Annotated in this window: 17 protein-coding genes; 2 read left to right on the top strand and 15 right to left on the bottom strand. The window is 47.9% G+C overall.

What is annotated here, in order from left to right:
• Nucleotide 1 precedes the first annotated feature (1 nt).
• The 5 genes from J0A68_RS18195 to J0A68_RS18175 all read right to left on the bottom strand — a co-directional run bounded on the left by J0A68_RS18195 (nucleotide 2) and on the right by J0A68_RS18175 (nucleotide 6,081).
• Nucleotides 2-814 (bottom strand): polysaccharide biosynthesis/export family protein, encoded by an 813-nt coding sequence (locus J0A68_RS18195; RefSeq protein WP_236025661.1) that lies wholly within the window; start codon nucleotides 812-814, stop codon nucleotides 2-4.
• Nucleotides 815-875: 61 nt separating this feature from the next.
• Complete coding sequence (locus tag J0A68_RS18190) at nucleotides 876-2,180, bottom strand: nucleotide sugar dehydrogenase (protein ID WP_206579666.1); 1,305 nt, start codon at nucleotides 2,178-2,180, stop codon at nucleotides 876-878.
• A 215-nt stretch (nucleotides 2,181-2,395) separates the two neighbouring features.
• Nucleotides 2,396-4,075, bottom strand: coding sequence for a capsule assembly Wzi family protein (locus tag J0A68_RS18185; protein WP_206579665.1), 1,680 nt, complete (start codon nucleotides 4,073-4,075; stop codon nucleotides 2,396-2,398).
• A 5-nt stretch (nucleotides 4,076-4,080) separates the two neighbouring features.
• Nucleotides 4,081-5,172 (bottom strand): DUF1972 domain-containing protein, encoded by a 1,092-nt coding sequence (locus J0A68_RS18180; protein ID WP_206579664.1) that lies wholly within the window; start codon nucleotides 5,170-5,172, stop codon nucleotides 4,081-4,083.
• Between the two features lie 27 nt (nucleotides 5,173-5,199).
• Nucleotides 5,200-6,081, bottom strand: a complete 882-nt coding sequence (locus tag J0A68_RS18175) for a glycosyltransferase (protein ID WP_236025660.1) — start codon at nucleotides 6,079-6,081, stop codon at nucleotides 5,200-5,202.
• On the opposite strand from J0A68_RS18175, the gene J0A68_RS18170 reads away from it, so the two are divergent.
• Complete coding sequence (locus J0A68_RS18170; protein ID WP_206579662.1) at nucleotides 6,050-6,358, top strand: hypothetical protein; 309 nt, start codon at nucleotides 6,050-6,052, stop codon at nucleotides 6,356-6,358. The genes J0A68_RS18175 and J0A68_RS18170 overlap by 32 nt on opposite strands.
• Nucleotides 6,359-6,394: 36 nt before the next feature.
• Nucleotides 6,395-6,715, top strand: coding sequence for a hypothetical protein (locus J0A68_RS18165; RefSeq protein WP_206579661.1), 321 nt, complete (start codon nucleotides 6,395-6,397; stop codon nucleotides 6,713-6,715).
• A gap of 187 nt (nucleotides 6,716-6,902) precedes the next feature.
• On the opposite strand, the gene J0A68_RS18160 is transcribed toward J0A68_RS18165, so the two are convergent.
• The 10 genes from J0A68_RS18160 to J0A68_RS18115 form a co-directional block, all read right to left on the bottom strand.
• A complete protein-coding gene (locus J0A68_RS18160; protein WP_206579660.1) occupies nucleotides 6,903-7,094 on the bottom strand; it encodes a hypothetical protein in 192 nt (63 codons plus the stop codon).
• 18 nt (nucleotides 7,095-7,112) lie between these two features.
• Complete coding sequence (locus J0A68_RS18155; RefSeq protein WP_206579659.1) at nucleotides 7,113-7,874, bottom strand: hypothetical protein; 762 nt, start codon at nucleotides 7,872-7,874, stop codon at nucleotides 7,113-7,115.
• Nucleotides 7,875-7,895: 21 nt separating this feature from the next.
• Complete coding sequence (locus J0A68_RS18150; RefSeq protein ID WP_206579658.1) at nucleotides 7,896-8,693, bottom strand: glycosyltransferase domain-containing protein; 798 nt, start codon at nucleotides 8,691-8,693, stop codon at nucleotides 7,896-7,898.
• Nucleotides 8,681-10,579 (bottom strand): asparagine synthase (glutamine-hydrolyzing), encoded by a 1,899-nt coding sequence (gene asnB, locus J0A68_RS18145; RefSeq protein WP_206579657.1) that lies wholly within the window; start codon nucleotides 10,577-10,579, stop codon nucleotides 8,681-8,683. The genes J0A68_RS18150 and asnB overlap by 13 nt, the downstream gene beginning before the upstream one ends.
• Before the next feature lie 41 nt (nucleotides 10,580-10,620).
• Complete coding sequence (locus J0A68_RS18140; protein WP_206579656.1) at nucleotides 10,621-11,619, bottom strand: glycosyltransferase; 999 nt, start codon at nucleotides 11,617-11,619, stop codon at nucleotides 10,621-10,623.
• 39 nt (nucleotides 11,620-11,658) lie between these two features.
• Nucleotides 11,659-12,261 carry a class I SAM-dependent methyltransferase gene (locus J0A68_RS18135; RefSeq protein WP_206579655.1) on the bottom strand — a complete coding sequence of 201 codons (603 nt, stop codon included), beginning with the start codon at nucleotides 12,259-12,261 and terminating at the stop codon, nucleotides 11,659-11,661.
• On the bottom strand, nucleotides 12,254-13,498 hold the full coding sequence (locus J0A68_RS18130; protein ID WP_262898041.1) for a flippase: 1,245 nt from the start codon (nucleotides 13,496-13,498) through the stop codon (nucleotides 12,254-12,256). Before J0A68_RS18130 ends, J0A68_RS18135 begins: the two co-directional genes overlap by 8 nt.
• A 76-nt stretch (nucleotides 13,499-13,574) precedes the next feature.
• Entirely contained in the window at nucleotides 13,575-14,669 is a 1,095-nt protein-coding gene (locus J0A68_RS18125) for a Wzz/FepE/Etk N-terminal domain-containing protein (RefSeq protein WP_206579653.1), read from the bottom strand.
• A gap of 343 nt (nucleotides 14,670-15,012) precedes the next feature.
• Nucleotides 15,013-16,332 (bottom strand): UDP-glucose dehydrogenase family protein, encoded by a 1,320-nt coding sequence (locus tag J0A68_RS18120; RefSeq protein ID WP_206579652.1) that lies wholly within the window; start codon nucleotides 16,330-16,332, stop codon nucleotides 15,013-15,015.
• A 12-nt stretch (nucleotides 16,333-16,344) separates the two neighbouring features.
• On the bottom strand, nucleotides 16,345-18,951 hold the full coding sequence (locus tag J0A68_RS18115) for an SLBB domain-containing protein (RefSeq protein ID WP_206579651.1): 2,607 nt from the start codon (nucleotides 18,949-18,951) through the stop codon (nucleotides 16,345-16,347).
• Nucleotides 18,952-19,055: the final 104 nt, after the last annotated feature.

Below are 19,055 nucleotides of genomic sequence, written 5' to 3'. Positions count from 1 at the left end.
GTTAATTGTTGTTGACTAATGTGAGCACCAGAGCCACGGCAGTCACCAAGGTGGTCAGCAGGGTGAAGGTCTGGATGAAGTTGGTAGTGTTGCCAAATTCCCGGATTTTGTACGGTTCGGCGTACAGGATATCGTTTGGCTTGATGAAGTAGTAGTCCGATGCCAAGAGGTTTTTGTCGTTCAGATTGATCCGGTGTATCTGCGATCCGTCAGGATACTGTCTCACCAAGACGATTTCGTCTCGCTTGGCCATGATGCTCAGGTCATTTGCAGCCGCAATCGCCTCGAAAATGGTCGCCCTACTCTGGAGAATGGTCAGTTTGCCAGGGTTGTTGAATTCGCCAAGGGCGCTGAAGCGAATGCCTCCCAGTCTTACCCGGACGAAAAAATTGCCTTCGTTGACAAACTTGACAAGCTCCCTCTCGATTTTTTCCTTGCCGGCCTCGGCGGTCATTCCATGAAGTTCCACCTTGCCCATCAGAGGCAGCTCCACATTGCCCTCCTCATCGATGGTATAGCCGTTCATGAAGAAGACATCTCCCCCACCTTCGCTTCCCCCCACCATGCTCATGCTGCCAGAGCTGGCCTTGGACACTTCAAACAGCGCGTTGAGTTCGGGAATCGAGGTCTTGATCTCAATATCGACAATGTCAAACTTTTGCAGGACGTATTCTTCGTAGCGGTAGGGGACTCTCTCGGACGCCTGATAGCCAGGTTGGGTCTGGGCTCCCTGGTCTTGCAGATAGATCAACTTCTTGTTTGAAATACAAGAGGTCAGAGCTAACAGGAAAACAAATCCTATTTTCTTCATCATGTTTGTGTTTGTCTTTTGCATGGAACGTGCGCCAATTTGGGATAATTTTTCAACTCCTCGCCTACAATCTCGCGTCAACGAGCTTTTTGTCGAGGAAGCCCTTCACGTCGTAGACGACTTGGCTGGGCGACTTGGCAATCGTCAGCTTTCCAAACTGCTTGTGCGAAACCGCCAAGATGACGGCCGAGTAGTCTGACAAAGCAGGGGCTTTTTCTCCGGAAATGATCTTGATCCCATATTCGTGCTGTACTTCGGCTGGATTGGCCCAGGGGTCATAGACGTCGACGTCCATGTCAAAGGATCTCAGCTCGCTGTAGATGTCGATCACGCGGGTATTTCTCACATCCGGACAGTCTTCCTTGAAGGTAAAGCCCAGGATGAGGACTTTTGAGTCGATCACCTTCAGGTCTTTTCGCATCATGAGCTTGATCACCTCGGTGGCCACATGCTTGCCCATGCTGTCGTTGAGGCGGCGTCCGGCAAGGATTATTTCGGGATGATAGCCCACTTCCTGTGCCTTTTGCGCAAGGTAAAAGGGGTCTACGCCGATGCAGTGCCCGCCTACCAAGCCGGGTTTGAACTTCAGGAAATTCCACTTTGTCCCAGCTGCTTCCAGCACCTCGTGGGTGTCTATCCCCAGGAGGTTGAATATCTTGGAGAGCTCATTGACAAAGGCGATGTTGATGTCACGCTGGGAGTTTTCGATGACTTTGGCAGCTTCGGCGACCTTGATCGAGGAGGCCTTGTGGGTGCCGGCAGTGATCACCTGACGATAGAGCTGGTCTACGTATTCTGCCACTTCTGGCGTACTTCCGGAGGTGACCTTGAGGATTTTGGCGACGGTATGTTCCTTGTCCCCGGGGTTGATCCGCTCTGGGGAGTAGCCGGCAAAAAAGTCCTCGTTGAACTTCAGTCCGGACACCCGCTCCAGAACAGGCACGCATTCATCTTCGGTAACCCCCGGGTACACGGTCGATTCGTAGATGACCACATCGCCCTTCTTCAGGTACCTCCCTATGTTTTCGGACGCTTTCAGCATCGGCGTCAATACGGGACGGTTGTGCCTGTCGGTGGGAGTCGGCACGGTGACGATATACACCTGGCAGTCGGCAAGAGAATCGGAATCAAAGGACGGATACAGCCCCGCTTCCCCCACAGTCGGAGGAGTGGGTGACACCACAGACTGGAGCAGCTCATCCTCCACTTCCAGGGTGTGGTCTCTGCCCAGCAGAAGGTCGGCAATGCGCCTTTGGTCGATATCGAAACCGACTACGGGAAACTTCTTGGCAAACTCCACGGCCAGGGGAAGCCCTACATATCCGAGGCCGATGATCGCAATCTTGGGACTGGTTTGTGGTTTAGTCATAAATTGATCTGAATGGTTTTGACACAGCTTCGCCTCCTCAGTCACAAAGACTTAGCCTTGGCTTGCTTGTTGTTTAAAAAGGACTGCTTTTACGTTTCCCCCTGGATGACAGTAGGTAAAGAAAAAGGCACCGCACAAATGAGTACCAAAATTACTCACTTGTTTCGGTGCGCAAAACTAACAGAATTAGACTAAAAAACCCTTCCAGCAGACGATCATTGATTAAAAGTGTAAACCAAGTTAATCTGGCTGGAAAATGAGAATATGTTGTTTCCTGATGGGAAATCAACACTGCTGGTGGCTCCTCCCCTCCATTGGTAGTTGGTGCCGTAAATCGATTGGACGACAGCGCTCAGGACAAAACCGCCCCATTGGCGATCCCAAAGCAATCCCATACTGTAGTCGATCCATGGCTTTGTGTCCGGTCTCTCGGTCGCAGCCAAGTAATAGAAATCCTTGTGATTGACTATCCGCTGGAGCAGCACCCCGATCTTCTGGTGGCTGGTCACCTTGGCCACCTCCAAAATCTGAGCGTCTGATCCCACCCCTATTCCGGTTCCCATTGCCTCGCCATAGTTGGTGAAGCCCCGTACCTGATAGTGGGTGTGCCAGCTGGTATTCAATATTCCCAGCTCAGTATACCTTACGTATCTATTGATCGACTCGGATTGCTGGATGACCTCTCCCCTAAACTGTAGGTATTGGTCTTTGCCAGGGAGCGCCACGAGTTTTGTAAACCCAAACATGTACGCCCTAGCATGCTCTGGATTGAGAATAAATTCCCTCCAATTATAGCTGTGATCGTGCTTCCCGTATTCGGCGTATAGCTCGGCTTTGGCCTTGGGGGCTTTTAGCCTAAAGAATACCGAAACCTGCTGGTCTTGTTGCTCTCCGTCGTAGCCGACTGAGTGTCCGTTTTCAAAAAACTTCTTCTTTTGAAATGCCTCAAAGATCGGTAGGCGACCCTTAAAGCTGTTCTCTACATTCCTTTCATATTGCTGAAACGTCCGGTTGACACCGACAAACAGATTTTTCATGAAGGCCGGCTGATAGGTAAACGAAAACCCGGTCACATACCTCCAGTCGCCGGAGGGCGCGCGAAAATACCGCCGGTTGAGCGCCTCGTTTTGGGTAGGATCCAATCCGGAGTCCTCTGCCCGACCGGCGATTATCTCGCCCTCCAGGTGTCCTATCCCAATGTTGACCGGTGCCGAAGTCCTCAAAAAGGCGTGCGGCATACCCCGGGCATTGTTCGAAAAAATCAGGGAAGTAAATTGGCCAGGCCCCCACCAGATGTTTTGTGTCCCCACTCCCGCCTCTATCTTGGCCAGATGCAGGGAGACGTAGGATTGCCCAGGAGTCAGGAAGTTGGAATAGCCGTCCCCAAAATACTCGGGATTGTCTCCGAAATTCCAATATCGAAATCTGGCGAAATTGATCCTGTCCGAAAAACCACCCATAAACCCCCTAAAGCTCTTATTTTCACTTCTGACCCACTCCGGGCGCAGCTGGATTTCCAGGAAAAACAAACGCGCAAAAATCCCCGGCGAAAACAGATTTTGCCAGCCGGCACCGTTGAGCATAGCCGAATTGCCCCAGCCATAGGGTCGATTGGAATTGTACACCGTGGTGTTCAACAGCGGCAAAAACCTAAACTCCGCATGCTTTCTCTTCCCAGATACGGAGTCTACGCCTCCAGCCATGTCAAGCGCCGGAAATGCCGACATCCGCACCGGTCTCAGGGCAAAGGAGGAGTTTTTGTAATCTACGTCGAGCAGATTTCTCCGTCTGGCAGCTTCCTCCAAAACAGGAAACCCAGCCGGAATCGTCTGGGCCAGCGCGCCCCAGCAGAGGCAAGCGGAGAGGAACAGCAGACCGAAAAACCTGCTAGCCATCCAATTCATCTGAGGGCCTCCAGCATCTCCATGTATTTTCTGTTGATGGCTTCCCAAGAGTAATGTGTCTTGGCAAGTACAGCCAGCGTCTCCTTCATCTCTTCCCGATCGATGGAGTGGATTTCTGAAAGCAGGCCTTTCAGCTCCTCGATGTCCGCAAAATAGCGGGCCTTTCCAAAGGTGGTCTCCCGGTTATAGTTGACCCCATAGGCAATCACCGGCAAGCCCAAGTACATGGCTTCCACGAGGGAGGGGTTGGTGCCGCCTGCACTGTGGCCATGGAGGTAAAAATAGCAGTTGGAACGGAGTGCGTTGAGCTCCTCCATCTCGTAGATCGGATTGTATAGGATGATATTGTCCACTTTGGAGTACTCCCGATACAGGCTCATCCCATAGTCGCTGGCATTCCAGTTGCCCACCACCACGTACGGCATCCCCACCGATGACTCTCTGAAAGCCCTCAGCTGCATTTCCACGTTGTTTTCAGGCTCGATACGACAGACGGTAAACATATACGGAGTACCTAGAAACGGGTATTTCTTGAGAAAGGGTTCGGGAGAAACAGCGGCCACGTGGTTGGCTCCATAGGCGATCAGAAACGAATCTTTTCCATACCTGCTGCGCACGTAATCTTGGATGTGCTTGTTGTCCGCTATCACCCCGCTGGAAAACTTCACGGCAAGGGCTTCGGAAAACTTCAGAAACTTTTTTGCCAGAAAACCCCACTTTTCCCTTCGCCACTCCAGCCCATCGATATGGGTGATGATTTTCGCCTTTGTAAAGGGCCTGAGCAAAGGGATCATCAAGGCCCCGGAGACTCCCAACAACAGAATGTAGTCTTGGCTCTTGTAGGTCTTCAGCAGTGACTCGGCATCGTAGATAATGCTGCTGGCGCCGTTTGCCGCTCGGTCTAGGTACAGCAGGTCCGCCCCTTTGTAGCGTTTGCGCTTGTCCGGATAGGATTTGCTCTCGCAAAATACCGTCACTTCATAGAACTCTGGAAGATGATCCAGTAGATTGTCCACCAAGGTCTCAAATCCCCCATAGGTAGCCGGAACGCCCACTGTACCGAGTATTGCTAACTTTTGTTTTGCCATTTTAATATCGTGCTCTGGAAAGAGCGACTACTTGATCTGTCTTGTCGCCTTGAAAAACGACGAAAAAGTCAGAGTAAGAACTATAAACCCCAATTTGCTGAAAGGCCTTAGGCTGAGTGAATTGCGAAAAAGCCGCAGCAGATTTGTGGTGGTCGGAAAGCCCTTGGACAAAAGAAACTCTTGGTAAAGCAATAGCGCCTTACCATGTCTATAGGACTTTTTGATTTTCGCCAAGGGATTTGCCTGCGAAGCGCCCAGTACATTACTGGAATGTTGTCTATAGGAGCTCAGCTGTTCTGGAATGAAGCTATAGGAAACTGACCGATTGAGCACCGACAAGGAAATATACCAGTCATGCATCGGGATCCGTTCGTCGAAGTCCAGATCCAATTGGCTCAAAAAAACACTGGATAGAGCAATCGTGTGCCCAATCACGCAGTTGGACAAAAACAAGCTGGGCAATACAAAGTCCCGACGAACATCCCAAAACTTGTGGTAGAAAGATGTTTTGATGGGATTTAGATCCGAGTCGGAAATGATCACGTCATGGAATACGAACTCCGCACCTTTCCGAATCTCCGCAAATACCCGCTCATTTTTGTTGTAGGCCCAGACGTCATCCTGATCACAGAGATAGAGAACGTACTCCGAGCCGGCTTGCGCCTCTCTTACTACAGCAATCGAATTCAGAAAAGAATGGCAAGCCGACTTGGCAAAGTCGAAAAAAACATAAGACAAATTGAGGTACTTCTCGCTCAGGCCTTTGATCTTCTCCCGAGTGGAGTCGGTAGACGAATAGTCATGCACGATGATAAAATCCACGGGCAAAGACTGTTTGGCTATACTCTCGACTTGCTGCGCTATAAAGTCCTCCCCGTTGTGGGAACAAATCAAGGCAATTTTCAACATTCTATTTTCTAAAGAAGTAACAACAGGTCAAAAACCAGATAGGCAAAAACAACCAGGGATTCACAAAACCCACAGAAAAATACATCAGGGTGCTTTGCAGCGGCTTATGTATTCCGCTGATAAAAAAAATCGAGAAGATAAACGTCGCAAACAGGAGAAATCCAATCAATCCAAACTGGAGAAACAACATCGGAAGCTGCATCTCTATCTGGTAGGGTTGGCTGAAATCCGTGACATATTCTTCAATAACAAAACCAAATCCTCTCCCAAAAAATAAAAAATCGCCGCTAATCAGCTCCAAGATACCCAGCAGTTGATTGTATTTAAACACGATGCTCAACGCAAGATCCGCTCTCACCACGTAGGATACCAGCTCGACGCCCATGAAGACCACTCCCGCCAACATCAGCGGAAAGAAATACCAGAACTTTTTCTTTATCAGATCACTATGGTCAACCCACAGCCTCCATACAAAGAAAATGATGATGAAAAAACTCTTGCACAGCACAAAAACATAAACGAAGGTCAACAAAAACAAAAAGATGTTGAGCAGCTTGTTTTTGAACAAGCTGTAGTCATTGAGAATAAGCAATGGAGTGGTCTCGATGAATACCCGGTGGATCGCTCCATCTGAACCCCGGATAAAATTCAATCCCCTAAAAAAGCTGAAATCAAGGTTGAGTACAAAGAATACAATTGCCAATACGATGGATACGAAATTGAATATCGTGATCCATTTCAGATCCAAGTCAAAACTTATTCTACAGGAGTGCCCAATCAGAACAACCGAAACAACAAACAATACAAACCCCAAAAAATGACTAAAGCCGAAGTCGTTTTTCATCGAGTTGTTCAGCCAAAAAAGTGTCAAAAAACAGGCAAATGCGGAAAAAAAAACCAGAAAGTAAACCAACAGCTTTTCCTTCTTCAAAATCAAAAAAGAAAGAAACTGCAAAGGAAGAAGGGCCTTCTGGCTGACAAACAAGAACAACGGCCAAACAGAGAAAATCCAATTGGTCAGATGGATGTCCTTAACTTTCATTCAGCTTGTTTAATACAGTCGTGGACTTGATCTTTCTAAAGCCAAATTGTTTTTCAATATCATTTTTGAGAAACAGGCTGAAGTTGACTCTATCCAAATGGATCAGACCCCGCATATTGTCCAAGAATCCCAGCCGAAGCAAAAAGGCGAGGTACCCTTTTAGCTTGGTCAAAAGGTGGGGTTGGAACATCACAGAAAAGCCCAACTTGAAATCCTTGACCACATAGTCATAGCTTTTCAACTCAAAAAGCCCAATCACTTCCTCCCTGGTAAAGGCCCGGTCGTAGCGAACACAGGTATCGGTGACCGTCTCCATCACCTGCTCATGGCCTGTGAAATCAATCCCAAACAAAAAGGACTGGAAATGCTTTCTGATCTCATGGCTCAGGCTAAAGGCGACAAATGGGTTGTCTTCCAGCTTTCGGCTCATGGAGAGAATGGTGCGCATGAACACCTCGGGATTTGAGATGAAAACCGAATTGTTCAGAAATACAAATCTCGCCCTCCCAGTCAGTCTAGCCTCCAAAAATCCCCTGATGTAGCAATTCAAATCATATCCTTGGGTAGGATTTGGAATGCTTCGAACACTGCTGGGGAGCCTGTCCAGATTAGACAGCTCGCCATTATAGACCAGAAACACCTCGAAATCCGACGCTTGGGAAATCCTGTTCAAGAAGGCGATCACATCCTCCCTCAGTGTGGCATTCCGCTCATACATCGCAAAAACGACCGTCGTCAACCTAGTCTCCAAAACAGTTCGAAAGCATATACACTAAAGCATCCGGACGATCTTCCCATAAATCCTGTCCAAATAGTCAAAAACCAGAGGTAGCGGCTGGTTAGAGTCATAGAATCTTTTGAATCTGACGTAGCCGATCAGCTTGGTAAATCCGGTGACAGCACCCTTATGCGGCTCCATCGAAAAGTAGGGACTGCGTCGGGATGAAAATACGCCTGTCGTAAAGTCCAGACCCGATTTCCACAACACATACATCAGCGAGAGCTGATCTCTTTTGCTTTTATGCTGAAACTCCTCCCACCAGAGCTCCATCGTCTTGATCAGCTTTGGGTCAGTGTGTCTTCTGAAAAGAAGGTTGTTTTCTGTCAACCCAAACCCTACAGGAAAGCCTTCCGCTTCGTAGCCTTTCATTTGGGAGTTCACGACCTCCTCGTTGCCCTTTTTGGACAGAATGATCACATTGGCTTCATCGTAGACGCATCGTCGGCCAAAATGATCGGGAAGAGCAAACGTATAGTCGCTATCGATCAATTGGCGAAACAGGCTATTGGCCGCGTTTTTTATGCGGATGTTGGAATCCACATAGAAGCTCATTTCATATTCTCCCAAAAACCGATGGGGGAAAAACTTGTACATCCTGTTGAGCTCCAATGAACTTAGCGCGGCATTGCTGACCTGTCGGATCTGCCAAATATCCGACTTCAAATCGTTTTGGTCGGTAAAGCAGACGAAATCGACTTGATCAAACTTTCCAATCGGATCTATCAATTGATCATAGTCACCGAAAAGAGCGGTATAGACCACCAAGCGACTCTTCCTTACCTCATCCATTTGTCATACCACATTTGGAACACCAGTACAGTCCAGACCTTTCCCAACAAATAAGAATGTCCGTTGAGAAACAGCTCCTTTATCTTGACCATCTCAAAAACGTCAAACAAGCTGTGCTCTTTCAGTCTATCAGGCTGAAAATAAAACTCCAGATGATCCCTGAATCCCTCAACCAACCATCTTTCCAAGGGAATACTAAAACCCATTTTTGGTCTGTCGAGCAGATCCTTTGGAACGTACTTATGGGTAATGTCTTTCAACAGGTACTTTCTGTTGCCGTCCTTGATCTTAAGGCTGGGATCCAAGCGGGAGACGAATTCAATCAGCCTATAGTCCAGCAAGGGCTCCCTCCCTTCTAGACTTACCGACATAGTGGACCGGTCCACCTTTGTCAGAATATCATCCTGCTGGTAAGTCTTAAAATCAATCGCCATCATCTTGTCCAAATCCGACAACCCACCCGACAAATATTCCAAATCGTCAAAACCCGTGAATACCTGCCCCGATCCAGAATGAACCAGCTCTTTCACCTCCTCTGAAGTGAAAAACTTCTGAAAACTGCCCATGAAATCGGCCGGGGACTCACACTTCAAAAAGGACAGGGCTCTGTAAAACCGCTCGCTGGACTTGGGAAAAACAGCATTGAGGTGAAGCCTACGGGGTGACAGCTTCTCCAATACGCCGGACATCTGCTTTCTATAGGGGAACTGACTGAATTTGTCATGGTATTTCCCCGCTATCAGATATTTCTCGTACCCGCCAAACAACTCATCCCCGCCATCAGCACTCAGGGAAACAGTCACCTTCTCCCTTGCCAGCTTGCTCACCAACATGGTGGGGATCATCGAATTATCCGCAAAAGGCTCATCAAAATAAAAAGCCAAATCGGGCAAAACGTCCACCGCATCCTCCGGTCTGCAGTAATATTCCGTATGATCAGTCCCGAGGTAGTCGGCGACTTTTTTCGCATGGTGGGCCTCATTGAAGTTTTCCTCCAAAAAACCAATTGAAAATGTCTTGATTTTTTCGCTTCGAGAACTCTGCAACAATGCCGTGACGGCAGAGGAATCGTAGCCCCCACTCAAGAAGACCCCTACCGGGACATCCGCTACCATCCTATATTCACAGGCGGATTTTAGCAGTCGTTCGGTCTCAGCTTTGGCCTCTTCTTCGCTGATGGAAAGCTTCTCTTGATTGTAGCATGATATGACATCCCAATAGGTAGAGGTCTTGATCTCCGCATTGGAAATAGCGAATTCCAGCATATGACCGGCCTTCAGCTTATGGGTATGTCTGAAAATCGTATAGGGTTGCGGAATGTATCCATATTGAAAAAACAGACCCAACCCCTCTTCGCTAATCTCCTTTTTGAAACGGGGATGCTCATGAAAGCTTTTGAGTTCACTTGCAAACATGAACAAGCCATCCCTGAAATACCAGTACACTGGTTTGACTCCGGCGCGATCTCGAAAAAGCGTGATCTCTTCCCGGATGCTATCATAGATCGCTATGGCAAACATGCCATTTAGGCGATGGACCATAGCCTTGCCCCAGTGGCTGTAGGCTTTCAATATGACTTCCGTATCGGAATTTGAACTAAAGGAAAAACCCTCCCTTTCCAAATCGGTGCGGATCTCTTTAAAATTGTAGACCTCCCCGTTAAATATAATCTGATACTGCCCGAACGCCATCGGCTGATGGCCCTGCGGCGACAAGTCCAAAATAGAAAGACGCCTGTGCCCCAGCCCTATTTGAAACGAGGCCGCATTTTGAAAGTAGTATCCCGAGTCATCCGGTCCACGATGCAACATAGCATCGGTCATTTTCTTCAACACATGTTGATCTGAAGACGAATTCAAGTCAACAAATCCGGCTATTCCACACATAAGGCTACTTTTTCAAAAGGAAAATCAAACGAACAGACAAACTATTCAAAAGAACCAGGAACTACTGTAAAAACGCCCTTCTCTCCCAGTCTAACCGCAGAAAACAAGAACTTGATCCGGCCATATATAAAAGCCGGCTTTTTTAGAAACTTAAAAAAGCCCCAATAGCAAATAATCAAAAAGAAGGAAATCCGATTTAAGTGATACTTGTAGCTATTGGTTTTTATGCTATTGTAAAAGTATGCGGTGTTTCGAAATGAATAAAACAACTTAAACAGCGATATATTCGGGCTAAAAATATCCTCCCCCTCCTTGAAGGACATATCCAGGTCCTCAATCTGGCTGGAGTAAACCAAAAATTGCTTTATCCCAAGTTTTGAGAACCTGATCGTGTATTCGTGGTCATCGGCATAGACAAAAAACTCCTTCTTGGGCAAACCAATTTCCCTTAAATTATCTACGTGGGTAAAAAGTCCGCCATACGGTCCATATTTAACCTTTATGACAGGAAATTGAATGTCGTTTTCATCGGGAGTCGCTCTTTTACCCCCCAATTTGCCGCCCAAATAGCTCACAATGTCAAACCCACAAAAACCATTGGCTACCGGACCTTTGATCAAGCCCGTCGAAACCGCGAGCAAATCATCCCGCCAATGGTTTCCCCTGTAGCAATACAAAACAGGACGGGCAAAGTCCTCTGACAACAGCGAATACGCACTATGCAGAGCGCCAAGGCAGCCCGATCTGGGGCAGTTGTCATCATCCAAAAACCACAAACAAAACTCGTCCTGAAGTCGAAAGGCATGATCAAGAACAAGAGAATAGGCGCCTGCGGTACCCAAGTTGGATTCATTGGTGAAAACTGTCACATTTCCCAGCTCCGATGTCAGCGAACTTATCTGCCTTTTCGATTCAGCCACAGATGCGTTGTCCACTATCCAAACTTGGGACACACCTTCCTTGACAGCCGCTCGAACCACCTGCTCCAAGAATACAAATCTGTCGCCATAAGTGACAATTACAGCAATAGTGTTAATCAAACCGATCTATTTTAAAGCACAATTGTCTCCGACTCTATTTCAGTTTTTGCTTTTCTGGATGACAAAAAAGATCTCGTAGCAAGGAAAGATATATGTAAACGTCTCCTCATACAGCTCCTTCATGTAGTTGGAGGAATTAAAAACAGACGTTAACATCCTTTTGAAGAGGTTTCTAAACCGAAAGTCAGACCTGAAAATCAACTTGACATCCAAAATCTCGAAGTCGATGTCATTGTAGTACATAGGAACTCTTCGTTTGAAAAAGGAATTTTTACTGAAGTAAGAAATAGAATACAGGCCCCAAAAACCCTTGTGGGTATAGTCACTGTAGTAGTATGGATTTGAAAAATGGGGAACGACATTGACCATCCTACCCCCAGGCTTCAAGACCCTAAATACCTCCTTGAGAAACAGAGGCAAATCATCTATATGTTCCAAAAAGTGGCTAGTATGAATCTCGTCTATGCAACTATCCTTTATAAAAGAAAAGCCCTCAGACAAGTCACAAACAAAATCCACACTATCCTTCTTGACCATATCCAAGCCAATACAATACTCAAACTGCTTAGTCTCTCCAGGCCCAAGCTCCAGTACTTTCTTACCATATCTATTCTGGTACTGGTCTAAAATTTCATCAAACATATTTTCGCTTATTAAATATCGAATAGCTATAGTAATATAATGAGAGCGTGATCAAAGTCTCGGAAATCAAGGTAGCATAGAGTGCCCCCCGATAGTCAAACTTCGGCACGAGCAAAAACAACAAAGCCAGGTCAATAAGGACACCACACCACACAATGACACTAAATCTTCTGGAATTCCCCGTGGTTAAAAGGTACTGCACTGCAGGAACATTGATACCTATGATAAACAAGGCAATTGCCAGCATTCTGAGAATCTCTATAACGACAGCCTCTTGACTGCCTGACACAATCAACGAAATGTAACCGGCGAAGAAAAAAGTGAAAAGGAAAATCGAAAAAGAAAGTATAATCGAAATAGAGAAAAGACTTCTCAATCTATTGGAAATGGCTAAACCCGTGTCTTTCTGGGCCTGGGAGACACTCGGAAAAAAGGCCTGGGACAACACCACATTCAATCCATTGATAGCCTCAAAAATCTTCTTGCCTATCGAGTAAAACCCAAGATTTATCGGATCAAGATAAAATGCCAAAAGCAATATCGAATTGTTCTTATACCCCAGTATAGCCAAATTAGACGTAAATAGATCCCATCCATCCTTGAGGTAAAAAACTAAAACTTGCCTATTTGGAATATAAAACCTCACCCCAAATTGCCTGACGACTATAAAAATCGAAACCACTCCGATAAAAATAAGACCGATGGAATTGAGTAGAGGAACCAACCAGATATCCGCTTCATTATTCACAAAAAGAAATATACCTACAGTAAAAATCAACTTAGCCAAAATGCTCAAGTAGGTAATATACTTCATTCTCTCCATCCCCTGAAAAAGCCATATGGGAAATAAAATCTGCCCGAAAACCATCCCAAATGAAATAAACAGCAGACCCTGTATTTGGCTGAACCTCTCGATCCAGAAAACAAGACATACCATCACCAAGAAACAGGCAGCCATCAACAACAATTTGATAAACAGGACTGAACCAAAAATCTCACTGATCTTCTGGGGATCATCCCTATTTATCGACACCTGCCTAGTAGCAGAAAGATTAAACCCGTAGTCAGTAATCAAAATAAAATAGGAAGAAACGGCCAGGCAAAAGGCCAGCACTCCGTATTGATCAACTCCTAAAACCCTGACCAGATATGGAAAGGTCACCAAGGGCATGATATAGTTCATACCTTGTAATAGAAGTAAATTAAAAATGTTTGAAAAAAGACTTTCCCTACCCAAAGAGTATACTATTTAAACTAATTGTTTTGAGTGGAAATAGCGAAAGTAAACAGGCACGGAGTCTATCGACATGATATCATTGCGATTGCAATTTCAGTCTTTTAAAATACTCAGACACCAAAATGTAAACAATCGAAAATGAAAAGCCCATCATTGTAAAAATAATCAGGACAAAAGAGCCTCGAATATTTGACTTTTCTATTGGAAGAGTGACAGGTTGAAGGATAGAAAAAACTTGGGTGTCCTTTGCCACTTGCAATTTAGCTTGCTCTACTTGTTTGGCCAGCTCGGTGTACACATCGAAATAGAAGTTATAGTTTGCTTCCAACTGTTGAAGCTGACTGAGTGCATAGGCTGAATTCAGATTCTGGTTGCGGTCTTTGAAGTTGGCCAATTTCATTTGGGCATCTTCAAACTCCTTCTTTCGCTCTGAAAAACGCTCTTCGGTAAAGCGCAACTGCTCCTTCGCATTCTTTATCTTAAACTGGATCACTTCTTCCTGCAGCAAATCGACCGAAAATTTGGTCATCTCGGCAGCCATCAAAGGCTCGGGCATTTCGAAGTGGACAGTCACGATGCCGTCTTTCTCGTTTGGAAGGACCTTCAGTTGAGAATTGAGTCTTTTGAAATGGGAGTACTCCTCCTGACTCACCCTGACAATCCCCGTGATCTCTTGGACTATTACTTCCTTAGGCTCTCCCTTCAGCGCTTTCACCAATTTGCCAGGTAGGCCGACGGTGTAGTCTTTGACAGACTCCATCACTCCTGGCGAATAGATCTCATCGTAGTATTCTTGATAAGTAATGGCGCTGTCTAAAGCGTCCACGTGGATTTTCGCATTGAGGAGAGCCTTTTGAAAGCTGACGGACAGGGCTATCTTGGGATATAAAGCAGGCGGGACATCTGAGCTGCCTGACACTCCGCTAAGATTAAACCCAGCCAAAGAGGCCAATCCACCCAATGCTCCTTGGGAACTAGGCGACTCCCCCACCTGTGGGATGAAGGTCGAAGTAGCAGAAAACCTTTTGGGGGAAACCAGTGCAACAACGACTCCCAACACAACAAACAGGAGGGTAACCTGATAGACTACCTTGCGCCTGTTCCAAACAACCGTTGCAAGACCGCTCAACGTGAGTTCTTCAAAGGGAGATTTTGAGGCGTTTTCCGACATACTACTATTTAATTACCAAATGAGATCAACTGGATACACTACAGGCTTTTTGCAAAGCAAATTCAAAAAAGGACAAAATCCAGCCCGATGGAAAGCCGAACCTCTTCAATTCTGTCAACAAACTGACCGTTATTTTCCGGAGACCTTTTCCTAGTACTGGGCCTATCCCACATCCTTATGTGACGTAGCTACCTAAAACAGGGACACTTTTGCGAGAAAAGTGTCCCTGCTCGACCAAACTTTCCCAAGTCGGCCTTGTAATTTTTTTGGGCAACTCCAAATTTCAATGAGCCGCATCAATCACAGTTCTTGGATCGATTTGATTTCCCCTACTTTGACTGTTTCATTTATTTCCAATTCCATAGTGCGTAAAGCCCAATGAATTCAGATACTTTTTGTCGTAGATATTGCGACCGTCAAACACCACCTTGTTATTCAGCAGCTTGCCCACGACTTCCCAGCTGGGAATTCGGAACTCTGACCACTCCGTCACCAGCAGCAGGGCATCCGCATCGACCAGGGCGTCGTAGGCATCTTTGCAATACGTGACCTTGTCGAAGATATAGTGTGCCTCCGCCTCTTTCATGGCCACGGGATCGTAGGCTTTGACTTTGGCGCCCGCTTCCCGAAGCTGGTCAATGATCACAGAGGCTGGAGCCTCCCTCATGTCGTCTGTATTCGGCTTGAAGCTCAGCCCCCACATGGCAAAGGTCATCCCGCTGAGATCCCCACCGAAATGGGCCTTGACCTTGTTTGCCAAGATGTATTTTTGATCGTCGTTCACGTCCTCCACAGACTGGAGTACGCGAAGCTCATAGCCATACTGCTTGGCGGTTTTGATGATTGCTTTCACATCCTTTGGAAAGCAAGACCCCCCATATCCCACACCGGGATAGATGAACTTGTTTCCGATCCTCGGGTCAGTACCGATTCCCCTTCTGACCATGTTGGCGTCAGCTCCGACGAGTTCGCACAGATTGGCGATATCATTCATGAAGGAAATCTTGGTGGCAAGCATCGCATTGGCGGCATACTTGGTCATCTCTGCGGAGGGGATATCCATGTAGATGATGCGCTCACCGCTGAGCTGAAAAGGCTTGTAAAGGCGCTGCATGATCTGCTCGGCCCGCTCGTCATCCACTCCGATGACAATGCGGTCTGGCTTGAGGAAGTCCTCCACCGCTGCGCCCTCCTTGAGAAATTCGGGATTGGAAGCCACGGCAAAAGGCAGGTCAGAGCCTCTCCCATCCAGCGCGGATTTGATGGCCGCCCGTACCTTCTCTCCGGTAGTGACGGGCACTGTACTCTTGGTGGCCACGACAATGTAGTCGGTCATCTTTTTCCCGATCTCATCGGCGACGGCAAGCACATACTTGAGATCCGCAGAGCCGTCTTCGCCAGGAGGCGTTCCGACGGCAATGAAGGCAACTTCTGCGCCTTGGATTGCTTCTCCCAAATCGGTACTGAAGTGCAGACGACCGCTTTTATAGTTGCGGACTACGATTTCCTCCAGGCCTGGCTCATAGATCGGCATGACGCCGTTCTTGAGGTTTTCGATCTTTCTTTGATCGATGTCCACGCAGGTGACTTCGATTCCCACGTCGGCAAAACACGCTCCAGACACTAGGCCTACATAGCCCGTTCCTACTACTGCAATTTTCATAAAAACTTTCTTTTATTGATTGTTGATCAACGACTGTACTAAAATCCCCAGGGTCGCCAAGCTAGACGCTATACCTAGCCATGCCGCCGCACCCAATTTCTCGCGCTCAGGCTTCTTGGGAACCACGATTTCGGCTCCGGGCTCCAGGTGTGGATAAAACTTCAACATCAGAAAGGAGTGCGTTCTTCTGGCGTCTCCATTGGCGTAGATGACATAGGCTTTGCTCTTTCTAGCATCCTCGGTAAAGCCCCCCGCTTGGGAGATATATCTCCTGAAGTTTGCCTTTGGCACATAGCGGGCCGTAGTAGGCAGCAGCACCTCGCCCACCATTCTGATGGTCTGGAGCTCCTTTGGGATCCGCAATACGTCACCCTCGTGTAGAATCAGGTCTTCCCCAGAACCCGGGTTTTTCAGGATTTCTTCCAGATTTATCCCGATGACGTCCTGTTGCTTAAACCTCACCTCGCTAAAGAGCGAGTCTCTGATGAGCGAATCCGCAAAAAACAACTCCTTATTTGCCTGTAGAATTTTCTTCTGTTCTTCGATGAGTTTTTCCTCCTCCAGGGCAGTGATCTTCTGGTCCAATCTTTCGAAGATGATGAGCTCGGCCTGGTTGACCTGATCTCTCTTTTCGGGGTCTACTTTGTCCCGGATGTCTCTCAGCGTCTTTTCCTTCACCTGCTCGGGCGTCGGCTCCTTGAAGTAAACCGTCCTTCTGACCAAGCTCGCCCCTTTTGGATAGGCAAACTTATTGAGTCCGCCGGCACGCTTGATCACATCCGAGATGCGCTCGTCAGCCGACGAGATGGCAAACTGTCCGGGATAGTTCACCTCGCCCTGAATGGTCACCAAAAGCTCCCGCTCGAAGCCCGGGCTCTTGCGGATAAAGACGTGGTCAAAAGGCATCAATGGATGGTTCTTCTCGGCTTCGGTGAGCTGGAGATTGGGATCGATGGACAGCGTGATGAGTTCGGCAAGCCTACCGGAGCTGGCATCCCGCACCCTTCTGGCTATTTCTATGTACGAATTGGACGCGGATTCGAGCAGGCCACCCGACTGCAGGATCAAGTCGCCTACAGTCATCGTCGTAGCATACAGATAAGTGCCGGGAGCGTTTACCTCTCCAGAGATCTTCACATAGGTCTCCTCCTGTATGTCGTAGCGGCTGGGTACAAAAAGGAGGTCTTCATTTTTCAAGACCAGATCGGGAATCGTCCCATCCATGATCCCCTTCAAGTCCAGGGGCTCTGCAGCCAAGGTCAGGTCATCGCTGGTTCGGTAGAGCGTGGCTCTGTTTACAAAAGCCTCCGGCTTGAGCCCTTGGGCCTTTTCTATCAGTCCTTTTACGGAGATGCCATCTTCGAGTGCGTATTCCCCAGGTCTCTGAACTGCCCCTGACACCTGCACGCGATTGACAAAGCGATCCAGCGCCTCCCCTATCAGGATCTCGTCGCCGTCTTTTGGGCTGAAGTTCTTCAGCTCTGCCTGGGGCACGTCGATTACCTTCCGTTCGTTGTTTTCGATGCGCCGGACAGTCAATCGATCCCGGTACGCCTCACTCTTGAAGCCTCCGGTGTAGATGTACAGGTCGGCGAGGGATTCTTCCGGCAGGGATTCAAAAAATCCCTCCCTCCTCACCGGGCCGATGATCTCCACGCGGGACTGCACGGGAGGCACGATGATCACGTCGTTGTCCCGGAGCGTGATGTTTGCCTCGGATTCTCCCCTAGCCAAAAACTTGTAGATATCCACCGTGGTCACCAGACGGCTGTCACGGTACACCTGGATATTTCGGAAGGACCCGTTTTCGTTTGGTCCGCCTGCGGCAAAGAGGCCATTGAAAACAGAGGCGAAGGACGGCAGCGTATAGGTTCCTGGCTTCGACAGTTCACCTACCATGGACACTTTGATCGAGCGGATATTCCCCAAGCGAACCTGGAGGAAAGTATTGGGATTGCTCCCCAACAGCCCCGAATAGATCCTGCCCAAGGAGGTCTTGAGCCTGGCCGTGGCCGCCTCGATAGACGCGCCGCCCACCTGGATTGGCCCCACGTTGGGCACAAGAATGCGACCCTCCGAGGACACCGTCAGGTCATAAGACTCTTGGGAGGCACCATACACATCGATGAGCAGCTGGTCTCCTCCACCGATGATGTAGCCTTGCGGGGTTGGGAGGTTCAGGCTCGGGGTGAAATTCAGGTTCCGGTTGTGAAAAAGCTTATAACCGAAAATCTTCTTCTGAAACGGGGTCAGATCGTAGTAGGGGTCAGACTTTCGGATCGAGTCGAAAAGATAGTCGGACGTAGAATCCTCCATCTGCCGCATGTCGTTACCTCCGGTTCCCATCATCCCGCTGCCGCTTTTTCCCACGGTCCTTTGGAGATTCAGGATGCGGGTGCGCAGCTTGCTTGCCTCGATCGGCGAAAGCCCCTGCTCCCTTGCCATGGCTTCCATCTGCGAGGACGTCAATCCGCTGGATTCAGCTCGCTTGATCAACTGCTCGATCTGCGCGTCAGACAGGTTGTCCACCTTCAGATTTTTCAGATCGCTGAGGCTTTGGGCCCAAGCCAGTCCGGCAAACAGAACAAAAAGCACTGCCAGCAATGCCTTCTTGTACAAAACTTGGGTTTGAAAATGCTCCACTATTTTATCCTTGAAAATTAAATGTTCAAATTTTAAGACCTGCTAAAGTCGCATCTTTTGTCGAAATTCTCCAAATCCCG

This window comes from Algoriphagus oliviformis, from assembly GCF_017254915.1.
GTDB classification, from domain to species: Bacteria; Bacteroidota; Bacteroidia; order Cytophagales; family Cyclobacteriaceae; genus Algoriphagus; species Algoriphagus oliviformis.
The sequence above is the reverse complement of the archived record's forward strand: the minus strand, read 5'-3'. Positions and strand labels throughout refer to the sequence as shown.